The sequence below is a fragment of the Streptomyces sp. NPDC026394 genome (assembly GCF_055567735.1).
The window spans coordinates 225,767-245,409 of sequence record NZ_JBVHPX010000010.1 but is presented as its reverse complement, the minus strand read 5'-3'; the positions used below and the strand labels follow the sequence as shown (position 1 = coordinate 245,409).

The 19,643-nt window shown below is 71.5% G+C and carries 17 protein-coding genes and 1 riboswitch; of the genes, 8 read left to right on the top strand and 9 right to left on the bottom strand.

Going from position 1 to position 19,643, the window contains the following annotated elements; genetic code table 11:
• Together ACZ4QV_RS23895 and ACZ4QV_RS23890 are read right to left on the bottom strand one after the other, a co-directional pair.
• A complete protein-coding gene (locus tag ACZ4QV_RS23895) occupies window positions 1–1,500 on the bottom strand; it encodes a CoA-acylating methylmalonate-semialdehyde dehydrogenase (protein ID WP_361616370.1) in 1,500 nt (499 codons plus the stop codon).
• Window positions 1,501–1,705: 205 nt separating this feature from the next.
• Window positions 1,706–1,878: riboswitch (cobalamin riboswitch) on the bottom strand.
• 104 nt (window positions 1,879–1,982) lie between these two features.
• A complete protein-coding gene (locus tag ACZ4QV_RS23890) occupies window positions 1,983–3,392 on the bottom strand; it encodes a short-chain fatty acyl-CoA regulator family protein (protein WP_361616372.1) in 1,410 nt (469 codons plus the stop codon).
• Window positions 3,393–3,756: 364 nt separating this feature from the next.
• On the opposite strand from ACZ4QV_RS23890, the gene aceA reads away from it, so the two are divergent.
• On the top strand, window positions 3,757–5,040 hold the full coding sequence (aceA, locus tag ACZ4QV_RS23885; protein ID WP_361636389.1) for an isocitrate lyase: 1,284 nt from the start codon (window positions 3,757–3,759) through the stop codon (window positions 5,038–5,040).
• 188 nt (window positions 5,041–5,228) lie between these two features.
• Window positions 5,229–5,570: a hypothetical protein gene (locus ACZ4QV_RS23880; RefSeq protein WP_361151243.1), complete on the top strand. Its 342-nt coding sequence runs from the start codon at window positions 5,229–5,231 to the stop codon at window positions 5,568–5,570.
• An 81-nt stretch (window positions 5,571–5,651) separates the two neighbouring features.
• Here the strand turns inward: ACZ4QV_RS23880 and ACZ4QV_RS23875 are convergent, their stop codons facing one another.
• From ACZ4QV_RS23875 to ACZ4QV_RS23860, 4 genes are all read right to left on the bottom strand, one after another.
• Window positions 5,652–6,668: a zinc-dependent alcohol dehydrogenase gene (locus tag ACZ4QV_RS23875; protein ID WP_361151245.1), complete on the bottom strand. Its 1,017-nt coding sequence runs from the start codon at window positions 6,666–6,668 to the stop codon at window positions 5,652–5,654.
• Complete coding sequence (locus ACZ4QV_RS23870; protein WP_361151248.1) at window positions 6,665–7,627, bottom strand: inositol monophosphatase family protein; 963 nt, start codon at window positions 7,625–7,627, stop codon at window positions 6,665–6,667. The genes ACZ4QV_RS23875 and ACZ4QV_RS23870 overlap by 4 nt, the downstream gene beginning before the upstream one ends.
• Window positions 7,624–8,892: an aspartate aminotransferase family protein gene (locus ACZ4QV_RS23865; RefSeq protein ID WP_361151251.1), complete on the bottom strand. Its 1,269-nt coding sequence runs from the start codon at window positions 8,890–8,892 to the stop codon at window positions 7,624–7,626. Before ACZ4QV_RS23865 ends, ACZ4QV_RS23870 begins: the two co-directional genes overlap by 4 nt.
• Before the next feature lie 823 nt (window positions 8,893–9,715).
• On the bottom strand, window positions 9,716–10,306 hold the full coding sequence (locus tag ACZ4QV_RS23860; protein WP_467763385.1) for an HAD family hydrolase: 591 nt from the start codon (window positions 10,304–10,306) through the stop codon (window positions 9,716–9,718).
• Between the two features lie 164 nt (window positions 10,307–10,470).
• Here ACZ4QV_RS23860 and ACZ4QV_RS23855 point away from each other — a divergent pair, with 164 nt between their 5' ends.
• The 3 genes from ACZ4QV_RS23855 to ACZ4QV_RS23845 all read left to right on the top strand — a co-directional run bounded on the left by ACZ4QV_RS23855 (window position 10,471) and on the right by ACZ4QV_RS23845 (window position 13,142).
• Entirely contained in the window at window positions 10,471–11,229 is a 759-nt protein-coding gene (locus tag ACZ4QV_RS23855) for a DeoR/GlpR family DNA-binding transcription regulator (protein ID WP_361151257.1), read from the top strand.
• A gap of 171 nt (window positions 11,230–11,400) precedes the next feature.
• A complete protein-coding gene (locus ACZ4QV_RS23850; protein ID WP_467763384.1) occupies window positions 11,401–12,660 on the top strand; it encodes an MFS transporter in 1,260 nt (419 codons plus the stop codon).
• Complete coding sequence (locus tag ACZ4QV_RS23845; RefSeq protein WP_467763383.1) at window positions 12,657–13,142, top strand: PTS sugar transporter subunit IIA; 486 nt, start codon at window positions 12,657–12,659, stop codon at window positions 13,140–13,142. The genes ACZ4QV_RS23850 and ACZ4QV_RS23845 overlap by 4 nt, the downstream gene beginning before the upstream one ends.
• 31 nt (window positions 13,143–13,173) lie before the next feature.
• Here ACZ4QV_RS23845 and ACZ4QV_RS23840 read toward each other — a convergent pair whose 3' ends face one another.
• Window positions 13,174–13,563 (bottom strand): hypothetical protein, encoded by a 390-nt coding sequence (locus tag ACZ4QV_RS23840; RefSeq protein ID WP_467763382.1) that lies wholly within the window; start codon window positions 13,561–13,563, stop codon window positions 13,174–13,176.
• A 389-nt stretch (window positions 13,564–13,952) separates the two neighbouring features.
• Here ACZ4QV_RS23840 and ACZ4QV_RS23835 point away from each other — a divergent pair, with 389 nt between their 5' ends.
• Genes ACZ4QV_RS23835 through ACZ4QV_RS23825 form a run of 3 tightly spaced genes read left to right on the top strand, consistent with a single transcriptional unit; the run spans window position 13,953 to window position 17,850 of the window.
• Entirely contained in the window at window positions 13,953–14,789 is an 837-nt protein-coding gene (locus tag ACZ4QV_RS23835) for a vWA domain-containing protein (protein ID WP_361151268.1), read from the top strand.
• Complete coding sequence (locus ACZ4QV_RS23830) at window positions 14,786–15,655, top strand: hypothetical protein (RefSeq protein WP_361151271.1); 870 nt, start codon at window positions 14,786–14,788, stop codon at window positions 15,653–15,655. Before ACZ4QV_RS23835 ends, ACZ4QV_RS23830 begins: the two co-directional genes overlap by 4 nt.
• Window positions 15,656–15,657: 2 nt before the next feature.
• On the top strand, window positions 15,658–17,850 hold the full coding sequence (locus ACZ4QV_RS23825; RefSeq protein WP_361880808.1) for a hypothetical protein: 2,193 nt from the start codon (window positions 15,658–15,660) through the stop codon (window positions 17,848–17,850).
• A gap of 272 nt (window positions 17,851–18,122) precedes the next feature.
• Here the strand turns inward: ACZ4QV_RS23825 and ACZ4QV_RS23820 are convergent, their stop codons facing one another.
• Both ACZ4QV_RS23820 and ACZ4QV_RS23815 read right to left on the bottom strand, forming a co-directional pair.
• Window positions 18,123–18,371 (bottom strand): hypothetical protein, encoded by a 249-nt coding sequence (locus ACZ4QV_RS23820; protein WP_361151277.1) that lies wholly within the window; start codon window positions 18,369–18,371, stop codon window positions 18,123–18,125.
• Between the two features lie 118 nt (window positions 18,372–18,489).
• Window positions 18,490–19,452, bottom strand: coding sequence for a helix-turn-helix transcriptional regulator (locus ACZ4QV_RS23815; protein WP_467763381.1), 963 nt, complete (start codon window positions 19,450–19,452; stop codon window positions 18,490–18,492).
• Window positions 19,453–19,643 lie beyond the last annotated feature (191 nt).

Below are 19,643 nucleotides of genomic sequence, written 5' to 3'. Positions count from 1 at the left end.
TCAGCCCATCGTCGGGAGGGTGAAGCTCGCGCCTTCCTTGACCCCGGGGGGCCAGCGCGAGGTGACGGTCTTGGTACGGGTGTAGAAGCGGATCGCGTCCGGGCCGTGCTGGTTCAGGTCGCCGAAGCCGGACCGCTTCCAGCCGCCGAAGGTGTGGTAAGCGACCGGCACCGGGATCGGCACGTTCACGCCGATCATGCCGGTGTCCACCCGGCGGCTGAAGTCCCGCGCGGTGTCGCCGTCGCGGGTGAAGATGGCCACGCCGTTGCCGTACGGGTGCTCCGTGGGCAGCCGCAGCGCCTCCTCGTAGTCCGCGGCCCGTACCACCGACAGGACCGGGCCGAAGATCTCCTCCTGGTAGATCCGCATGTCCGGGGTGACCCGGTCGAAGAGCGACGCGCCCGCGAAGAAGCCGTCCTCGTGGCCGGGCAGGGTGAAGCCGCGTCCGTCGACGACGAGTTCCGCGCCCTCGGTGACGCCGAGGTCCACATAGGCGCGGACCCGGTCCAGCGCGTCACGGCTCACCAGCGGCCCGAAGTCGGCGTGCGGGTCGTCGGAGCGGCCGACGCGCAGCGTGCCGACCCGCTCCTTGAGCCGCGCCACCAGCGCGTCGGCGGTCTCCTCGCCCACCGGCACGGCGACCGAGATCGCCATGCAGCGCTCACCCGCCGATCCGTACCCGGCGCCCACCAGCGCGTCCACCGCCTGGTCGAGGTCGGCGTCCGGCATCACGATGAGGTGGTTCTTGGCGCCGCCGAAGCACTGGGCGCGCTTGCCGTGCGCGGCGGCGGTCGCGTAGATGTGCGCGGCGATCGGCGTCGAGCCGACGAAGCCCAGCGCTTCGACGCGCGGGTCCGCCAGCAGCGTGTCCACCGCCTCCTTGCCGCCGTGGACGACATTGAATATGCCCGGCGGCAGTCCCGCCTCCAGGAACAGCTCGGCCAGCCGCAGCGGCACCGAAGGCGCCCGCTCGGACGGCTTGAGAAGGAACGCGTTGCCGCAGGCGATGGCCGGCGCGGCCTTCCACAGCGGGATCATCGCGGGGAAGTTGAACGGGGTGATCCCGGCCACCACGCCGATGGGGCGGCGCAGCGAGTGCACGTCGATGCCGGTACCGGCGTTGTCGGTGAACTCGCCCTTGAGCAGGTGCGGGACGCCGGCCGCGAACTCCACCACCTCCAGGCCGCGCTGGAGATCGCCGTGCGCGTCCGCGACCGTCTTGCCGTGCTCGCTCGACAGCAGCCGGGCCAGCGCGTCCCGCTCGCCCTCCACCAGGCGCAGGAAGTTCAGCAGGACGCGGGCGCGCCGCTGCGGGTTCCACTCGCCCCACTCGGGCTGGGCGGCCGCGGCGTCGGCGACGGCGGCCGCCGTCTCGGCCTGGCCGGCGAGCGGCACCCGGGCCTGCACGGTGCCGGTGTTGGGGTCGTACACCTCGCCGTGCGCGCCCGATGTTCCCGGTACGTGCTCGCCGCCGATGAAATGGGTCAGTTCTCGGACCATGGGGGCCTGCTCTCGTCAGGTGAGATCCGGGGATGGCACGGCCGGGCCCACGGGCGGCGCGGATGGCGCGCGGACCGTGGCGGGGCCGTGGGACGCGAAAGGCGTGGAACCGTCAGCGCGCGGGCGGTGCCGCGGGCCGGGCCGGATCACCTGGGTTGTGGGTACGCACCGATGCCATGCGTGTCTGCTCCATCCTCGTGGACAACACGGAACAACACCCGCGGCCGGTATCCTGGCTTCCGGATCGTCGTGCGCCGCCCGCCTTCCCGACGCACCCGCGTCAGTGGCGTGTTGCTCGGCGTCGCACTCCCCGGTCACAGTGGCGGGACCACGCCGGATTCGCACCGGCTTCCCTGCACCGCGGGCCTACGTCACGAACATATAGTTGGACGTCCTAGTAAGTCCAGGGGGATCGGTGATCTTCCGGGTGCCCCGGGGCGGGCCGCTGGGACCGCGTACGCCTCTCAGCCGTCCCGTACCCCTCAGCCCTCCCGCACCGGATACGGCACGAACGTGCTGCTGTTCTCGTCGATGGCCAGGGGACGGCCGAGCGGCGGCACGGCGCGCTGCGGGCACTCCAGGCGTTCGCAGACCCGGCAGCCCATGCCGATGGGGATGGCGGCACCGGCGTTGTCCAGGTCGAGGCCGTCGGAGTAGACCAGCCGGGAGGCGTGCCGGATCTCGCAGCCGAGGCCGATGGCGAAGGTCTTGCCCGGATCGCCCCAGCCGCCGCGGTGCCGGGTGACGGTGCGGGCCGTCCACAGGTAGCGGCGGCCGTCCGGCATGGCGGCGATCTGCACGTGGATACGGCTGGGCGCGGTGAACGCCTCGTAGACGTTCCACAGCGGGCAGGTACCACCCGCCCGGGAGAAGTGGAAGCCGGTGGCGGACTGCCGCTTGGACATGTTGCCGGCCCGGTCGACGCGGACGAAGGAGAACGGGACCCCGCGCCGGCGCGGCCGTTGCAGGGTGCTCAGCCGGTGGCACACCGTCTCGTACCCGAGGCCGAACCGGTCGGTCAGCCGCTCGATGTCGTACCGCAGCTCCTCGGCCGCGGCGTGGAACGGGCCGTACGGCAGCACCAGCGCCGCCGCGAAGTAGTTGGCGATCCCGATCCTGGCCAGCGACCAGGCCGTCGTGCCCTCCTCGAAGTCCTCGGAGGCGGGCCGCGACAGCTCCTCGCCGGCCTCCAGCAGCGCGAGCTGGGTCGCCATGCGGAAGGCGCGCTGCCCGGGCCGCAGTCCCGCCGACAGGCGCAGCACCCGGGCGGACGGATCGTAGTGGTGCAGCGGCCCGTCGGGCGTGTCGACGAGGCGTACGCCGTGCCGTCCGGTGAGCCGGGCGGTCAGGGCGCGTCCCGCCTCACCGGGGCGGATGCCCAGCTCGGCGGCGAGTTCCTCGGCGGCGGTGTCGGCCTCGTGCAGGTAGTTCTGCCGCCGGTAGAAGAACTCGCGGATCTCCTCGTGCGGGGAGAGCGGCGCGGCCGGGTCGGTGCCGCCGCCGTCCCGGCCCTCCGCCACCTCCGCCAGCCGCTCGGTCAGCGCCAGGTTGCGCCGCCCGAGGCCGAGCAGCACCGACGCCACCGCGGGCTGCCGGGAAGCGAGTTCGGACAGGTCGGTGGGGGAGATCCGGCCGGCGGCCAGCTCGTCGGCGAGCGCCTCGCGCAGGTCGGCCAGCATCCGGCTGGTGTCGCGCTCGGAGAAGAAGCCGGGGTCCACCCCGAAGGTCTCGGTCAGCCGCAGCAGTACGGGCACGGTCAGCGGCCGTGAGTCGTGCTCCATCTGGTTCAGGTAGCTGGGCGAGATGGCCAGGACGCGGGCCAGCGCCGCCTGGCTGAACCCGCGCTCCTCCCGCAGCCGGCGCAGCCGCGCCCCGGCGTAGATCTTGCTCACGGTGTCCCCTCCGTCGCTGCCGCCCGGCTCACCCTAGTCGCCGTACGGCGGTCACGGACCTTCGCAACCTTGGCAGAAAGGTGCCACAAGATGGGCAGAACTTGGCTGCGGGCCACCGTTGATGGCACCAAGTGCCACTGCCAGAGTCGGTGGTGCGGCCCCCCGGCAGCATTGCTCACCCCGCCACCGGGACCTCCGGCGGGCCGCACCTCAGCAATTCGTGGCGCTGCTACGGCACTCGGTGCACGCGGTGCCGAGGATTCGCACCCTTCACCGGCAGTCCACCACAGCAGCCCACCACCCACCACCACAGAGCAGTCCACGGCTCAGCACAGCGGTCCGAGCGAACACCCGGGAGATGGTCATGGCACAGACAGGTACCGAGACGGCCGAGGAACTGGCCCGGCGGTGGGCGACCGACCCGCGGTGGCAGGGCACCACCCGTACCCACAGCGCCGCCGACGTGCTGCGGCTCTCCGGCAGCGTCCGCGAGGAGCACACCCTGGCCCGGCGCGGCGCCGAGCGCCTGTGGCGGCAACTCCACGAGCAGGACTACCTCCACGCCCTCGGCGCGCTGACCGGCGGCCAGGCCGTGCAGCAGGTCAAGGCCGGTCTGCAGGCGGTCTACCTCTCGGGCTGGCAGGTCGCCGCCGACGCCAACCAGGCCGGTCACACCTACCCGGACCAGAGTCTCTACCCGGCCAACTCGGTGCCGCAGGTGGTGCGCCGCATCAACAACGCGCTGCTGCGCGCCGACCAGATCGCCACCGCCGAGGAGGCCGGAAACACGACGGACTGGCTGGTGCCGATCGTCGCCGACGCCGAGGCCGGGTTCGGCGGCCCGCTCAACGCCTTCGAGCTGACCAAGGCGATGATCGAGGCGGGCGCGGCCGGCATCCACTACGAGGACCAGCTCGCCTCGGAGAAGAAGTGCGGCCACCTCGGCGGCAAGGTCCTGGTGCCCACCTCCCAGCACCTGCGCACCCTGGGCGCGGCCCGCCTGGCCGCCGACATCGCCGATGTGCCGACGGTGCTCGTCGCCCGCACCGACGCCCTCGCCGCCAACCTGCTGACCAGCGACGTCGACGAGAACGACGCCCGCTTCTGCACCGGGGAACGCACCGCGGAGGGCTTCTACCGCGTCGAGAACGGCATGGCCCCCGCCATCGCCCGCGGCCTGGCGTACGCCCCGTACGCGGACCTGCTGTGGATGGAGACCGGCACGCCCGACCTGGCCCAGGCCCGCGAGTTCGCCGAAGCGATCCACGCCCACCACCCCGACCAGATGCTGGCGTACAACTGCTCGCCGTCCTTCAACTGGCGCGCCGCGCTGGACGACGACCAGATCGCCAAGTTCCAGCGGGAGCTGGGCGCGATGGGATACCGCTTCCAGTTCATCACCCTGGCCGGCTTCCACTCCCTCAACCACGGCATGTTCGACCTCGCGCGCGGCTACGCCGAACACGGCATGACGGCCTACGTCGACCTCCAGGAGCGTGAGTTCGCCGCCCAGCAGCACGGCTTCACCGCCGTCAAGCACCAGCGCGAGGTCGGCACCGGTTACTTCGACCTGGTCGCCGGCGCCGTCAACCCGGCCTCCGAGACGACCGCGCTGCGCGGCTCGACCGAGGAGGAGCAGTTCCACTAGAGACGGCCGCTGGAGACGGCCGCTGGGGACGGGCACCAGGGGCGGCCTCTGAGTACGGTCCTCGACAACGGCCCCTCCAGCCGGGCGGACCCCCCGTACGAGACCTGACGGGCACTGAGTACGTGCCCGCCCGGCCCTGAGTACCCGACCCGATACCGCGCCGTCCCGTCCCGGGCAGGCTGACGACCATGAACGCACCAGCCCCTTCGCCCGCCTCCGCCGACCTGTCGGCGCCCGATCCGTTCGCCCCTTCCACGACCGCCCTGCGGGTGTTCGCCGCCCTCGGCATCCCGCTGCTCGGCGTCGCGTACGTGCTGTTCGCGATCATCGTCCTCAACCAGGCGCACAGCGGCGACGGAGCGAGTGGACCGCTGGTGGGCGTGGCCCAAACGGTCATGTGGCTGTCCCTCGTCTCCGGTCTGGTCGCGCTCGCCGTCCCGATGAGCTACCGGGCACGGCGCGACACCGTGTGGGTCCAGTACGCCCTGCTGGCCGCCGGCCCGGTGCTGGCCGCCGTCGATTTCTCCTGACGGCCCCGCCGGCCGGCCCGCACGGTCGGCCCCTCCGGCCGGCTTCGTCGTCCGGCCGGAGGGGCCCGGGACCGGACCGCGTCACTCCGGTACGAGCACCACCTTGAGCGCCGAGTACGGCGTCCCGGGCGCCGCGGCGAGCGCCGCGAACGCCTCCTCGTGCCGCTCCAGCGGGAAGCGGTGGGTCACCAGCCGCTCCAGCGGCAGCCACCGGGCCAGCTCGATCGCCTTCGGGAACACCTGGCTGTTGTAGTCACCGGCCCCGATGATCTGCAGACCGCGCTGGAGGATCTCCAGCGGCCGCACGGTGGCCGAGGCCTTGCTGTTGTAGCCCATGATCACCACGCGTCCGCGGGCCGCCGCGTACCCCAGGCTCTGCTCCAGCAGGTTGCCCACGGTGTCGATGACCACGTCGCCGCGTCGCGCCAGTTCGGCCTCGTCCGGGGTGTGCACGGTCACCCGGCCCGCACCGTCCTGCGCGAACACCTTGCGGCACAGCTCCTGCCGGTACGGGTCCGGCTCGATCAGCAGGACCCGGGCACCGTAGTGCTGAGCCGCCATCGCACAGACCACGCCCACCGGCCCGCCGCCGACGATCACCGCGGTCTCGCCTGCCTCCAGGCGGCCCGCCTCGATGTTGTTCAGCGCACACGCCAGCGGCTCCACGACCACCGCGCGGTCGAAATCCATGCCCTCGGGCATGGTGTGGACGAACCGTTCGGGCAGCCGGATGAACTCGGCGAACGCGCCGTCCAGGTCCAGCCCGACCTCCGTACCGGCCTTGTTGGCACAGAAGTCCCAGTGCCCGCGCAGGCAGGACGGGCAGCCGCCGCAGTAGAGCGTCGGGTTGACGATGACCCGGTCGCCCGGCTTGAGCGCGGTCACCGCCGCCCCCACCGCGTCCACGGTGCCGACCGCCTCGTGCCCCATCACCACACCGGGCACGGCGGGGAACTTGCCCACGAGCACGCTGCGGTCGGTGCCGCAGATGCCGGTCTGCACGACCCGCACCACGACGTCGGTGGGCGCGGAAGCCTCCGGCTTCGGGTGGTCGACCAGCGACACCGTGCGCCGCTCGTTCAGGATCAGGGCCTTCACCGGGTTCCTCCTGCGGTGGTGGGGGCGGCGCCGGGGAGGTCCCACCGGATGGCGCCGAGCAGTTCCTTGTGGAGCTGGGGGGTGGCCGCCGCGATGCACGACTTCTGGTTCATCGGGTCCAGGTCGAGCAGTTGGGTGGTCCCCAGGTCGTCGCCGTAGGCGTCGGTGATGGTGACCCCGGCGCGCTTGGCGAGGTAGGTCGCGGCGGCGATGTCGTACGGGAACAGGTGCAGGATCGAGCCGCGCCCGGCCGCCAGGAAGTCCGGCTCGGTCGCCGGGTGGTCGCGCAGGACGCGGTTGCCGATGTCCACGTACGCGTCGAGCTGGCCGGTGATGATGCGCGAGATCGAGAAGGTGGCGCTGTTGAACACGAAGATGCCGCCGGTGTTGGCGGACCGGTCCACCAGATGCGCGTACGCCGCCGTCATCAGGTGCATGGGGTGGCCGTTGAACTCGATCGACCAGAACATCTTCGCCGGGTCGGTGGTACGGCTGAGCCGGGGCAGCGCGTGCGGGAAGCCGCCGTGCGTCAGTCCTTCGTCGTCGTCACCGTAGATCCATGCACCCGACTTGATCTCCAGCAGGTACGCCGCGGTGACGTCGTCCAGTGTCGGCGCGGACCGCGCCAGCGGCGCCGCGGCGATCGAGACCATGCCCATCTCCAGCCCGGCCGAGGTCGGCCGGGTGCCGTCGATGGGGTCCACGACCAGCACGTACCGCGGATCGGGTGCCAGCTCGACCAGCGAGCCGTCCTCGGTGTAGACCGCGAGCGGTACGTCCGCGTGCGCGCGCAGATACGTCAGGACGGCCCGCTCGGCCACCTCGTCCACGTCGAACTGCGCGTCGCCGCCGGGGGAGTCGCCGTGCACCTGCCGGGCCAGCCCCTGATCGGCGTAGGTCATCAGCTCGGCCCTGACGTGCTGCCCCAGTCCCGTCAGCAGCTTCTTCAGCCGGGTCATGCGGCCAGCTCCGCGCGGAAGAGGTTCTCCAGGCGGTCGCACAGCAGCTCCGCCTGGTCGAGGGTGAGGATCAGCGGCGGCCGGATCTTGAGCACGTTGCCGTAGCCGTACCGGGAGGTGCGCAGGATCAGTCCGTGCTGCCCGGCCGCGCTCGCCAGGTGGTTGGTCAGCTTGACGGCGGGCTTGCCGTCGGGGTGCGCGATCTCGAAACCGATCATGAGGCCGACGCCGCGGACGTCGGCGATGGCCGGGTGACGGGTCTGCATGTCCGCGAGCCGGCCGAGGATGTAGTTGCCGGTGGCCCGGACGTTGGCCAGGAACTCCGGCTGCCGGACGATGTCCAGGGTGACGTTGGCCGCCGAGGCCGCCAGCAGGTTGGCGCCGTAGGTGAAGGAGTGGTGGTTGGCCGGCAGGCCCGCCAGCCGCTCGTTGGTCAGGATCGCCGCGACCTGCGCGCCCGAACCGCCGAGCCCCTTCGCGGTGGTGATGGCGTCGGGCTCCACGTCGAAGTGCTGCGCCGCGAACATCTGCCCCGTACGGCCGATGCCGGTCTGGATCTCGTCGAAGATCAGCACGATGTCGTGCTCGTCGCAGAAGGCCCGCAGCTTCGGGAAATAGCCGTCCGGCGGGACGATGTTGCCGCCGTTGCCGGAGATCGGCTCCACGATGATGGCGGCGACCTGGCCGGTGCTGGCGTACTCCAGGAAGTCCTCGATGCGGTCGACGCACATCATCCCGCAACTGCCCTGCTGCTGCCCGTAGAAGCAGCGGAAGCAGTACGGGTCCGGCACCTGGAGCGTGCGCGGGAAGAGCGAGGGGAACGGCTCCTTGCGGAAGGCGTTGCCCGACATCGAGGTCATCATCATGGTCTGCCCGAGGTGGCTGCGGAACAGGGAGATGACCTCCGAGCGCCCCGTGGCGTGCTGCGCCATCTTGATGACGCCCTCGTTGGCGGTGGAACCGCCGGAGACCTTCGGGTGCACCTTGGTCAGGTTGTCGGGGGAGACCTCCACCAGCCGGCGCACCAGGCCGTTGATCGGGTCGCTCTGCACGGAGGAGGTCAGATGGGTGAAGACGTCCAACTGGTCCTTCATCGCCTGGATGACCGCCGGATGCGAGTACCCGAGGCTCAGGTTGAAGGTGGCGGAGGCGCAGTCGAGGTATTCGTTGCCGTCCTCGTCGTAAAGGTAGATCCCTTCACCGCGCACCATCTTCTGGGCGCTGACGGGGTAATAGAGCAGATCACGTACGTTTGTGGCGTCCATGAACATTTCTCCTCGAAGAAGACATGCTGTTGCCAGATATGGGTGACGGGATGCATGGGCACGCCTGCCCGGCCCCTGACCTGCGCCACTCGCGCGGGCCTGAACGCCGGCCGGTGGCGGGGTGGTGGCAGGGGTGGCGTGCTCTCCGGTGGCGGGCCCGGACTCCGCGGGGCGGTCGGTCCCCGGCCGGGCACTTCACCTTCTGACGCCAACGACACTAACAGTCAGGATGTTCGTTTCGCTTGATCATCTGTGAATCGGCTGGATTCCATCAGATCGGCGGTCGGCCGGCCTCGCGGGGGAAGCCGTGATGGGGTGCGTGAGCTGCACAGACGGGGTGGTGTGGGGGAGGGTCGGAGTTCGGCCGGGCGGTGGCGGAGTTCTGTCGCCGGGGCCGCAGGAGACTTCGACAAGGCTCTAAGGGGCGGCATACGGAGGGTTGGGGTGTTCGTTTCACGGCCTTACGCAAATTTCAAACACTATTGATGAGAACTTGGGCGGCGTGTTTGTTCGGGCCGGGTGGAGCGGTGGGAGTGGTTGGAGCGGGTGGGGAGGCCGGAGCGATCGGGGAAGTTGCGGAGGCTGGGGAGGCCGGACCGGGGGGCGTCGGGGCGTCGGCCGGGGCGGGCGCGTCGCACGGCGAGGCGCCGGGGCGGGAGTGTCAGGTCACCCGCCCCGGCGCCGGTATGGAAGGGCGGTCCGGGCTTCCGCCGGTCGCACCGGTCGCACCGGTCGCACTGGCCGTACCGGTGGCACTGGCCGCACCGGGGCGGCCGGTCGCACGGTCGATCGCTCGGCCGGCTGTCGTCGGCTCAGCGTGTCGTCAGCTCAGCGCCGGGCGCAGCTCCGCGAGCGACGTGAACAGGTGCCCGCGCATCCCCAGCGCCTCGGCCGCCCGGACGTTGTCCGCCCGGTCGTCGACGAACAGGATGCGCTCGGGCGGCAGGCCGAACGCCGTACTGCACCACGTGTACGCGCCGGGCTCCGGCTTGGCGTGTCCGATGCGGCAGGAGAAGGCCAGGACCGAGAAGTGCTTCAGCCACTCCTGGGTCTCCTCGTAGTGCGCCGCCAATTCCTCCGGAATGTTCGACAGCAGACCGAGGGTGGTGCCGCTGTCCGCAAGTCCCGCGACGCATTCCACCATCTCGTCGTCGGTCCGGCTCCAGCTCGCCACATCGGCGGCGATGAGTTCCGCGACGCGTTCCTCGTCGAAGTGCGTTCCGAGCGCCTCGGCGACCGTCCGCCAATACCGCGCACCGTCCTGGTCACCCCGGTCGTAAGGCTGCCGCAGTCCCCAGTAGCTCTCCCAGAAGGCGGCCCCGGACCGTCCGGCCGTCTCCTCCAGCCGGGCGTAGGCGGCGGGGGACTGCTGCCGGGCGATCACGCCGAACATGTCGAAGAGCACCGCGGTCATGACATCACCTCTCCGGGAGCCGGCCCCGTATGCACACAGTGTGCGTGTGAGTACACACTCAGCATGGTCGGATGTCAACCGCCGAGGCTCCGGCAGGCCCGGGAGCCCTACGGGCGGAAGGGAAGCAACTCGCAGCGGGCGTGTTGATGTGCTACATCAGCGGCATGAATGTCTCCGAACGCCACCGGTTCATCCTGGCCCTGCTGGCCGAGCGCAACCGGGCCTCCGTGGCCGAACTCGCCCGCTCCACCCAGACGTCGGAGATGACCATCCGCCGGGACCTGGAGCTCCTGGAGTCCCGGGGCGCGCTCCGCCGGGTGCACGGCGGCGCCGTGACCGCCCTGCTCAGCGGGGTGGAACCGCCGTACGCGGTGCGGTCCATGGTCGGCAGCGAGACCAAGGCGAAGCTGGCGGACGTGGTCGTGCGGATGCTCAACGACGGGGAGACCGTCGCCCTGGACACCGGCACCACGGCGGTGGCCGTCGCCCACGCGATGGCGGGCCGCCGGCTCACCGTCACCCCGCTGTCCCTGCACGCGACCATGCCGCTCGCCGAACACGAGGGCATCCGCCTGCTGCTCCCCGGCGGGCAGGTCCGGCCGGGAGAGCTGTCCTTCTACGGCGAGACGGCCCTGCGCACCTTCGAGGACCTGCGGTACGACACCTTCATCCTGGGCTGCTGCGGGGTGGACGCGGCCAGCGGCGCCACCGCCTACAGCCTGGACGACGTGCACGTGAAGCGGGTCGCGGCGCGGGCGGCGCGGCGCATCATCCTGGTGGCCACCGCCGAGAAGCTGGGGCGGGTGGCGCTCGGCAGGATCTGTTCGGTCGAACAGCTCGACGTGGTGGTGACCGACGCGCCCCAGGGCACGACGGTGGTCGAGGAGATGCGCGCGGCGGGCGTGAACATCGTGCACGTGTGACGCCCCCGCCGCGGCTCGACCGTCAACTCCGACGCACGGGTGCTCAGTTGGACGACGACCGGCCGCCACCGCAGAGCCGTCCGGCGTCGCCGCCCCACCCCGGCCGAGAACGTGCCGGAAGTCACCGAAACCCCTTACGCACATACTCGGTGTGCGTTATGGTCAGCCGTGATGAGTGAATCGACTGCCCCCACCACCGGGTCGCCGCCGTCGCGGCGCTTGCGTACGGCGCGCGCCTGCACCTTCCTGGCTTTCGCGCTCAACGGTTTCGTCATGGGGATGTGGATCGTGCACATCCCCGCGATCGAGCACCGGGTCGGCATCACCCATGCCGTCCTGGGCTGGCTGCTGCTCTTCCTGGGCGGCGGCGCCTTCGCGGGGATGCAGATCTGCGGGGCGCTGGCCGACCGGTTCGGCAGCCGCACCGTCGTGCTGGCCGGCGGCACCCTGTGCAGCGCCACGGTCCTGCTGCCCGGCCTGGCGGACTCGCCGTGGACCCTGGCGGCGGCCCTGCTGGCGCTCGGCTTCGGCAACGGCTGCCTGGACGTCAGTATGAACACACAGGCTGTTCAGGTGGAGCGCGGTTACGGCCGTCCCGTCATGTCGGCCTTTCACGCGGTGTTCTCGGTCGGCGGTGTCATCGCCGCCCTGATCGGCGCCCGCACCATCAGTTGGGACTGGCAGCCCTCCCTCACCCTCGCCGTCGTGGCGGTGGCCGGCGTACTGATCACACTCGCGCTGGTGCCGGGCATGCTGCCCCCGGAGAAGCCCGCACCGGCTCCGACCGGCCCGAAGACGGCGGAACCCGGCACCTCGCAGGCCCCGGTCCCGGCCGCCAGGCGCCGTACCCCGTCCCAGGTCTGGGCGCTGGGCGTGCTCGCCTTCATGCTCATGCTGTGCGAAGGCGTGGCGAACGACTGGAGTGTGCTGCACCTCAAGGACGTGCTCGACGCTCCCGCCGCGACCGCGGCCCTGGCGTACGGCGGATTCTCCACCGCCATGACCGTGGGCCGGTTCGTCACCGACCGGGTGGTCGCCCGCTTCGGCCGGGTCTTCGTCGTACGGTACGGAGCCGGCCTCGCGGCCCTCGGCCTGGCCCTCGCCTCGCTCTCCCCCTGGGTGCCCCTGGCCCTTCTCGGCTGGACCCTTTTCGGTATCGGCCTGTCCGGGTGCATTCCGCAGTTCTTCACCGCGGCGGGCAATGTCGACCCGGCGTCGTCCGGCGCGAATGTGTCCCGCGTGGCGGGCATGGGATACGTCGGAATGCTGGCGGGCCCCGCCATCATCGGACCGCTCACCCACCTGGTGCCCCTGAACCTGGCCTTTTTCCTGCCCGTCGCCTTCTGCGTGGCAGCGGTGTTCTCCGCCGGAATCCTCCGCCCGGCCCGCACGACGACGACCGCTCCCGAACCGGAGCCGGCCGAGGCATGACCCGCGCCCGTACGGTGGCCGGCGGCACCGGCAGCCTCGCCGACTACCTGGACAAGCGGCACATCCACCCCCGCGCACAGGCCGCCACCCGGGACGAACTCCTCGAAGCCCTGGCCGGCGGCCTGCACGCCGCGGGCGCCCTCGGCGACGTCCGCGCCTTCGTCCGCGCGGTACGCCTGCGCATGGCACAGGGCGCCAACGGCTTCCACGGCATCGCCCTGCTGGCCGCCCGGAGCCGGGCGGTCAACGGCCCGGCGGCCGCCTTCGCGCGGGTACCGGCCGAACTCGGCTGGCACGGCGCCGACGACCGCCCGGTCCGCGACGTCTTCCTTCTCGCGGCCCCCCGCAAGCTCCGCGACGCCGGCTGCGTACGGGCCTACTCCGTCCTCGCCCGCCACACCGCCCACCCGGGCTTCCGCCGCATGCTGGCGGCGGCGCGCACCACCGACGACCTGTACGAACTCTTCCGCCTCGTCCGCTGAACGGCTGCCCGCGCCCGTCCGCCCCGCGGAGCTACCGCGTCAGGCCGTACGCCAGAAAGCTCATGACGACGACAGAGGCGACGGCGGCCACCAGGTAGCGCGCGGGGAACGGGTACTTCTCCCGCTTCACGCCCCGGCTGATCTCCTCGGCGTAGCGGTACATGAGTTTCCGCGACGGGAACAGACCGATCGTGATGCCGACCCAGGCGAACGAGTACAGCACCAGCATGTGCTGCGGGGACCAGTGCTGATACTGGAACTGCCCGACCAGCACCATGCCGAGACAGCAGGCGAGGGAGACGAGAGGGAACACAACTCTCCCCTTGCGCCCGGGTATCCACGCGGCCATCGCGAAAGAGAAGACAAAGGTCGCCACGGCCGCCATGAGTAACAGCCAGGCGAGGGGGAGGGATGCGAGCACGAGGTGGTCCTTTCCGCGCTTGGAAGCGCGTGGTGGCGCGTGGGCGGGCAACGCGAGGTGATCGGCGTGGCCGACGGCAGTATGCCCCCCGCCCCCATGCGGCACGGCTGCGGCCAGCCCTCCGCCAGCGGGCCCCACTTCGGCCGTTCCCTCCCGTACGCCGAAGCGCCGGTACTACGATGCCATCGGGGAGTCTCGTGGGGGGGATCTCGCAGAAGCGGCACCTCGTGGGAGCGGGGCCTGACAGGGGCCCGCGTCCTCGGCATGCGCCGTTCCGGGACCGGGACGTCACCGCGCCGTGAACGTTCCTTCCGACCACCTCCTCCCGGCGGCTTCCTCCCGACAACCCCCTTGTCTTCCTCGCCTTCGCCACCCGCCGGGAGCGCACCGTGCCGTACACGGCCGAGATCAGCCGCAGCAATCCGACGAGCATCATCTTCCTCGTCGACCAGTCGACCTCGATGAGCGATCCCATCGGCGGGGAAATCCCGCAGCAGAAGGCCGATGTCGTCGCCGACGCCATCAACCGGCTCCTCACCGAACTGTCGGTCAAGTGCGCCAAGGAAGAAGGTGTGCGGGACTACTTCCACGTCGCCGTCATCGGCTACGGCGCCACCGTCGGCTCGGCGTTCGCCGGCTCGCTCGCGGGCCGGGACATCGTTCCCCTCAGCGAGGTGGCGGACCACCCGGCCCGGATCGACGAACGCAGCAAGCGGGTGCCCGACGGCGCGGGCGGCCTGGTCGAGACGACGGTCAGCTTCCCGCTGTGGATGGACCCCGTCGCCAGCGGCGGTACGCCGATGAACCGGGCCCTGCGGTACGCCGCGAACCTCGTGGCCGACTGGACCGAGCGCCACCCGGCCGGATTCCCGCCGATCGTCATCAACCTCACGGACGGCGAGTCGACCGACGGTGAGCCCAGCGCGGCCGCCGAGGCCGTCACCTCGCACGCCACGGCCGACGGCGCCGCTCTGCTGTTCAACCTGCACGTCTCCGCCGCGGGCGGAACACCCACCGCCTTCCCCGACACGGCCGACGGGCTCCCCGACAGCTACGCCCGCACCCTCTTCGCCATGTCGAGCCCGCTGCCCGGCCACATGCGCGCGTACGCCGCTTCGCAGGGCCAGCGGGTCAGCGAGACCACCCGCGGCTTCGTCTACAACGCGGACATCACCTCGGTCGTCCAGTTCCTCGACATCGGCACCCGCGCCACCGAGCTGCGGTGACCACGTCGCTCTCCTGCGTGTACGTCACGCACCTCGTGACTCCCAAGTACGGGAGCACGGAAGCGGAATGCGAGGACGCGGTCGCGGTGCTCCCGGGCTGTGCGCACGACGACATGCTGCGCGGACCGCTCACCGCCGGCGTCTGCGACGGGGCGACGGAGAGCGCCCTGGCCAAGGACTGGGCCCGGCTGCTGTCCCGCGCGGCGGCCGAGCAGGCCATGGAGTGCCCCGAACTGCTGGCGGGTGGCGCCGCGTTCGAGAGGTTCGCGTCGTCGGCCGTGGCACGGTGGGAGCCCTGGCTCGCGGCCTACACGCGGGCGCGCGTCGCGGACGGACGCCCGCTGAAATGGTACGAGCACACCAAGCTCGCCGCCGGCGCGTACGCGACCCTGCTCACCGTACGGATCGACCCCGAGCCCGGCCCTGGCCCGGCCCTCACCCCCGGCCCCGACGCGTGCGAGCCGGCGGCCTGGCGCTGGCGGGCCGCCGCCCTGGGCGACAGCTGCCTGTTCCAGCTACGGGACGATCGGCTGCTCCAGGCGTTCCCCGTAGCGACGCCCGAGGAATTCGGTACCGCGCCCGATCTGTTCGGCAGCCGCAACCACGACGCCGGACTGCTGGCCCGCCGCGCCCGGTTCGCCCGAGGGCGGTGCGAGCCCGGCGACCGGCTGTTCCTGATGACCGACGCACTGGCCGCGTGGTTCCTGACGGCCGCCGACCAGGACAGCGCCGTACGCGAACTGCTGGACTTCTCCGGCCCCGACGACCTGGACGCCTTCCGCACCTGGCTGGACGGCCTCAGAGAACGCCGGCAGTTGCGCAACGACGACGTGGCCGTCGTACGGATCGATTTCGAAGGGAGGTGACAGTGGGCTCGCCCACCGGCCCGCAGCGGCAGTTCCCCAGCGGTGCCGCCTACGCGGAGGCCTTGCAGCACACACGGCTGTGCTTCCAGCACCCCGAACTGAAGGGCGCCCGCGCCGAACTGACCGGACTCGGCCTGCCGCGTGCCGTGTCCGGCGCTTTCGCGAGCGTCTTCTCGTTGACGTCCGCCGCCTCGGGGCAGCGGTACGCCGTCAAGTGCTTCACCCGCCACGTCCCGGACCAGGAGCAGCGGTACGAGGCGATCAGCTCCCGGCTCGCGCTGCTGGACCCGGCCGGGCTCTCCCAGCCGTGGAAACTCGGCTTCGAGTACCTTACCGACGCCGTTCGCGTCGGAAACGACCTCTACCCCGTCCTCAAGATGGACTGGATCGACGCCGTGACGCTGTCCGCCTGGCTCGACGCCCACCACGCCGACCGGTCGGCCGTCAGCGGGCTGGCGGACCGGTTCGAGGCGCTGACCCGGGACCTGTCGGCCCACGGCATCGCCCACGGCGATCTCCAGCACGGCAACCTGCTGGTCGCGAGCGACGGCACCTTCCGTCTCGTCGACTACGACGGCATGTACGTCCCCGCCCTGGCCGGCCTGGGCGGCACCGAACGGGGCCACCGCAACTACCAGTCGCCGCTGCGCGGGAGCGACGACTTCGGCGCGGAGCTGGACCGGTTCTCCGCCTGGGTCATCTTCCTGTCGCTCAAGGCGATCGCCGCCGATCCCGCCCTGTGGAACCGGCTGCACGAGCCGAGCGGTGAGTTCCTGCTCCTCACCGAGGAAGACTTCACGAGCCCGGCCGGCTCCACCGGCCTGCGGACACTGCTCGCCCACACGGACCGGACGGTGAGCGACCTCGCGGAGCAGGTGAGATCGCTGGCCTTCCAGCCGCTGGAGTTGCTTCCCCCACTGGCCCGGGCCGTACCGGGACCGCGGACCTCCGCCACGGCGAGCCCCACGCCGCCGGCCGCGGGCCCGACCGCTCCGGGCGCCGGCGGACTGCCCGGCTGGATGTCCGGGCACCTCGCGGAACAGCCCGCGACCACACCGGCCACTCCCGTCACGGCCTCGCCGGACGGTTTCCACACCCGCACGGCGCTAGACGTCGTCGCAGTCGTGCTGTGGTGCCTCGCCCTCATGGCGACGCTCCTCCTGCCTCTCGTCCTGCCTCTCGCCGGATCTCCGGCGGCCTCCCCCGTTCTCGTCGCCCCGCTGGCCCTCGCCGCCACAGCCACCGCGTTCGCCCGGAGCCGCCGTACCGAACGGGTCCGGTCACGGGCCGACCTGGCCGCCCTGACGAAGCAACTGGCCCAGGTCGGGGACCCGGTGAAAGCCGCCGCGAAGCTGCGCAAGGAACGGACGAAGTTCGAAGCAGCGGAAACACACCGCCAGGCTGCCTACCCACGGGCCCAGGACGAGCTCACCGCCCAGTACCACGCCGCGCTCAAGGACACCGAGCAGCGCAGGACACGCAAGCTCCGTGACATCGCCAAGAAGATCGACGGCCTCTCGGAGGAACGCCGCAGGGCCCTGGCCGAGGCCCTGGCCGACAAGCAGTCCGCGTACGTCCAGGCCCAGCTCGCCCGGCGGCTCGTCGCACAGTCACCGCCGCACGGTGTCGGCCCGAAGCTCGTCGCCCGTCTCGCCGATGAGCACGGCATCCGGACGGCAGCCGACTTCACCGGCTACCGCACCGTACAGAACAGCTCCTACAACAGCACGGGAGCCGTACTCGTCCTGCCTGGCGGCCACCGCGCCGACGTCCGCGGCATCGGCGAGGCCAAGGCCGCCGCCTTGGTCGCCTGGCGCCGAGAAGTGATCGCTTCCGCCGTGGCCCGGCAGCCGACCACCCTCAGCTCGGCAGAGCAGCAGCCGGTCGAGCAGAACATCGCCCACCGCCGGGACCGGCTCACGACCCGGCGCACCGCCGTCGAGTCCGAAGCCGACACTGCCCGCACGCAGGCGAAGAAGCGCCTGGAGGAGGGACGCGAACAACTCGCCAGGGAGAACACCACCGCCGGGGACAGGGCCCGCCGACAACGCCAGGAGTTCAGCCGTCGTACCGCTGAAATCCAGCAGAGCAGCGCCCTTCACGGGGCCCTCACCGTCGCCCTGGAGGCGGCCCGAAGCCGGCAGAGCGGGCTGACCTACGCGCGCTACGTACGGTTTCTGTTCAGCGGCCGGTGAGGTGCAGGGCCGCCTCCTGACGCCCGCCCCTCAGGTGTACCGGGCGGCTCCGTGGCCTGCCCAGACGGGTAGCTGTGAGGCGCTGACCCGTGCAGACGGCGAATGCCCGGCTGCCCGGTTGCGGCCATTGAGTGGCGCGTTCGACCGTTCTGATCCGTCCAGGACTTGCCCCCCGGATCTGGCTGGTCCCGCCTCCTCACCGAGGTGCTCCCGCTACCCCGGTGACCCGGCGCTGGCGGCTGCCCCGTACGAGGAGCCGATACCGGTGGGACTCACAGGCGGTCACGTGCGGTGGGAGTGGTGCCTCGGGCGAGCAGGATGCGCAGGTCGCGCCGCATCCGTCGGGCATCGGCTCGCTGCTGCTGTGAGCGCTCGCGCATCCGCCGGGCGACTCGGACCACTTCCGCGAGGTCCGGCCGCACCGGGCCGTCGGTGCCGGACGGCGGAATCAGTTCGCCCTGGACGCCAGGACCACGTACCGCGCCCGTACCGGCGGCCGGGAACTGAGGCGGCGGAATCATGACTCTCCCCACGTTGACGCCGCCATCCTCCCCCGCTGAGCACCTGCTATGCCTGCCTTCACCCGCGCGGCCCAAAAACCTCCGGGCCGGCACAGACCGCGAGGGTTCCCGCGCCCGTTCAGTCGATCAGGGCGCGAGCCGTGCGTTCGGCCGTCTCGCGCAGATACGCGGTGACGTCGGGGCCGGCGTCGAGGGTGTAGTCGGTGTCGAGCGCAGCGAGGGTCTGGGCGACGCCGGTCAGGTGGTCGCTGGAACAGTCGACGGTGCAGCTTTTCTCGTCGAGGGGCCGGATGCGGCCGGCCAGCGCCCAGGTGCGGCGGCGGACGGTCTCGGCGGAGGCGTGGACGGTGGCTGTCGCACGGTAGCGGACGGGGGCGGTGGCGATCTTGTCGGCGACGTAGGCGGCGGGGTCGTCACCCGGTACCGGGCGCGGGTCGAAGTGGTGCCGGGTGGGAGAGAGGCGGGCGACGCGGTCGAGGCGGTAGATGCGCCAGTCATCCTTGCCGGTGTCTCGGGCGAGGAGGTACCACAGGCCGCCGGAGGCGATGAGGTGGTGGGGTTCGACGCGACGGGGGGCCTGTGCGCCGCCGCGGGTGGTGTAGTCGAAGGTGACGGTCTCGTGGTCGCGGCAGGCGGCGGCCAGCAGGGCCAGGACCGCGGGGTCGGTGCGCGGGACGTGCTGCCTCCAGTCGATGGTGGCGGTGGCCTGGTGCAGGGCGGCGACCTGGGTGCGCAGCCGGTGGGGCAGGACCTGTTCGAGTTTGGCCAGGGCGCGCAGGGCGGTTTCCTCCATGCCGGTGAGGTGGCCGGCGGCGGTGCGCAGGGCGACGGCGGTGGCGGTGGCTTCGTCGTCGTCGAGCAGGAGGGGCGGCATGGCGGTGCCGGAGGCCAGGCGGTAGCCGCCGGCGTGGCCGGTGGTGCCTTCGACGGGGTAGCCGAGCTCGCGCAGGCGGTCGATGTCGCGGCGGATGGTGCGGGTGGTGACGCCGAGGCGCTCGGCGAGTTCGGTGCCGGACCATTCGCGGCGCGTCTGCAGCAGGGACAGCAGGCGCAGCATCCGTGCGGGAAGGTCGCTCGTCATGTTTTCCAGAATGGCGCCCTTTACGGACGTGAGGTGTCCTAAAAGCCTCCTAGCGTGAGGGCATACCCGAGAACAAACCCCTCCGAACACCCTCGAAAGCGGTCGAACCGCGCAGACGGGCGGCGCCGGCCGTGGTGGACCAGGCTCGACACCACAGCCGTTCCCGCTCCCTCGCCACCCCGTACCGCACC

Excerpts from the sequence above, each read along its gene's own strand:
- ACZ4QV_RS23895 (WP_361616370.1), bottom strand. The coding sequence starts at position 1,500 with ATGGTCCGAGAACTGACCCATTTCATCGGCGGCGAGCACGTACCGGGA.
- aceA (WP_361636389.1), top strand. The coding sequence starts at position 3,757 with ATGGCACAGACAGGTACCGAGACGGCCGAGGAACTGGCCCGGCGGTGG.
- ACZ4QV_RS23880 (WP_361151243.1), top strand. The coding sequence starts at position 5,229 with ATGAACGCACCAGCCCCTTCGCCCGCCTCCGCCGACCTGTCGGCGCCC.
- ACZ4QV_RS23870 (WP_361151248.1), bottom strand. The coding sequence starts at position 7,627 with ATGACCCGGCTGAAGAAGCTGCTGACGGGACTGGGGCAGCACGTCAGG.
- ACZ4QV_RS23865 (WP_361151251.1), bottom strand. The coding sequence starts at position 8,892 with ATGGACGCCACAAACGTACGTGATCTGCTCTATTACCCCGTCAGCGCC.
- ACZ4QV_RS23860 (WP_467763385.1), bottom strand. The coding sequence starts at position 10,306 with ATGACCGCGGTGCTCTTCGACATGTTCGGCGTGATCGCCCGGCAGCAG.
- ACZ4QV_RS23855 (WP_361151257.1), top strand. The coding sequence starts at position 10,471 with ATGAATGTCTCCGAACGCCACCGGTTCATCCTGGCCCTGCTGGCCGAG.
- ACZ4QV_RS23850 (WP_467763384.1), top strand. The coding sequence starts at position 11,401 with ATGAGTGAATCGACTGCCCCCACCACCGGGTCGCCGCCGTCGCGGCGC.
- ACZ4QV_RS23845 (WP_467763383.1), top strand. The coding sequence starts at position 12,657 with ATGACCCGCGCCCGTACGGTGGCCGGCGGCACCGGCAGCCTCGCCGAC.
- ACZ4QV_RS23820 (WP_361151277.1), bottom strand. The coding sequence starts at position 18,371 with ATGATTCCGCCGCCTCAGTTCCCGGCCGCCGGTACGGGCGCGGTACGT.
- ACZ4QV_RS23815 (WP_467763381.1), bottom strand. The coding sequence starts at position 19,452 with ATGACGAGCGACCTTCCCGCACGGATGCTGCGCCTGCTGTCCCTGCTG.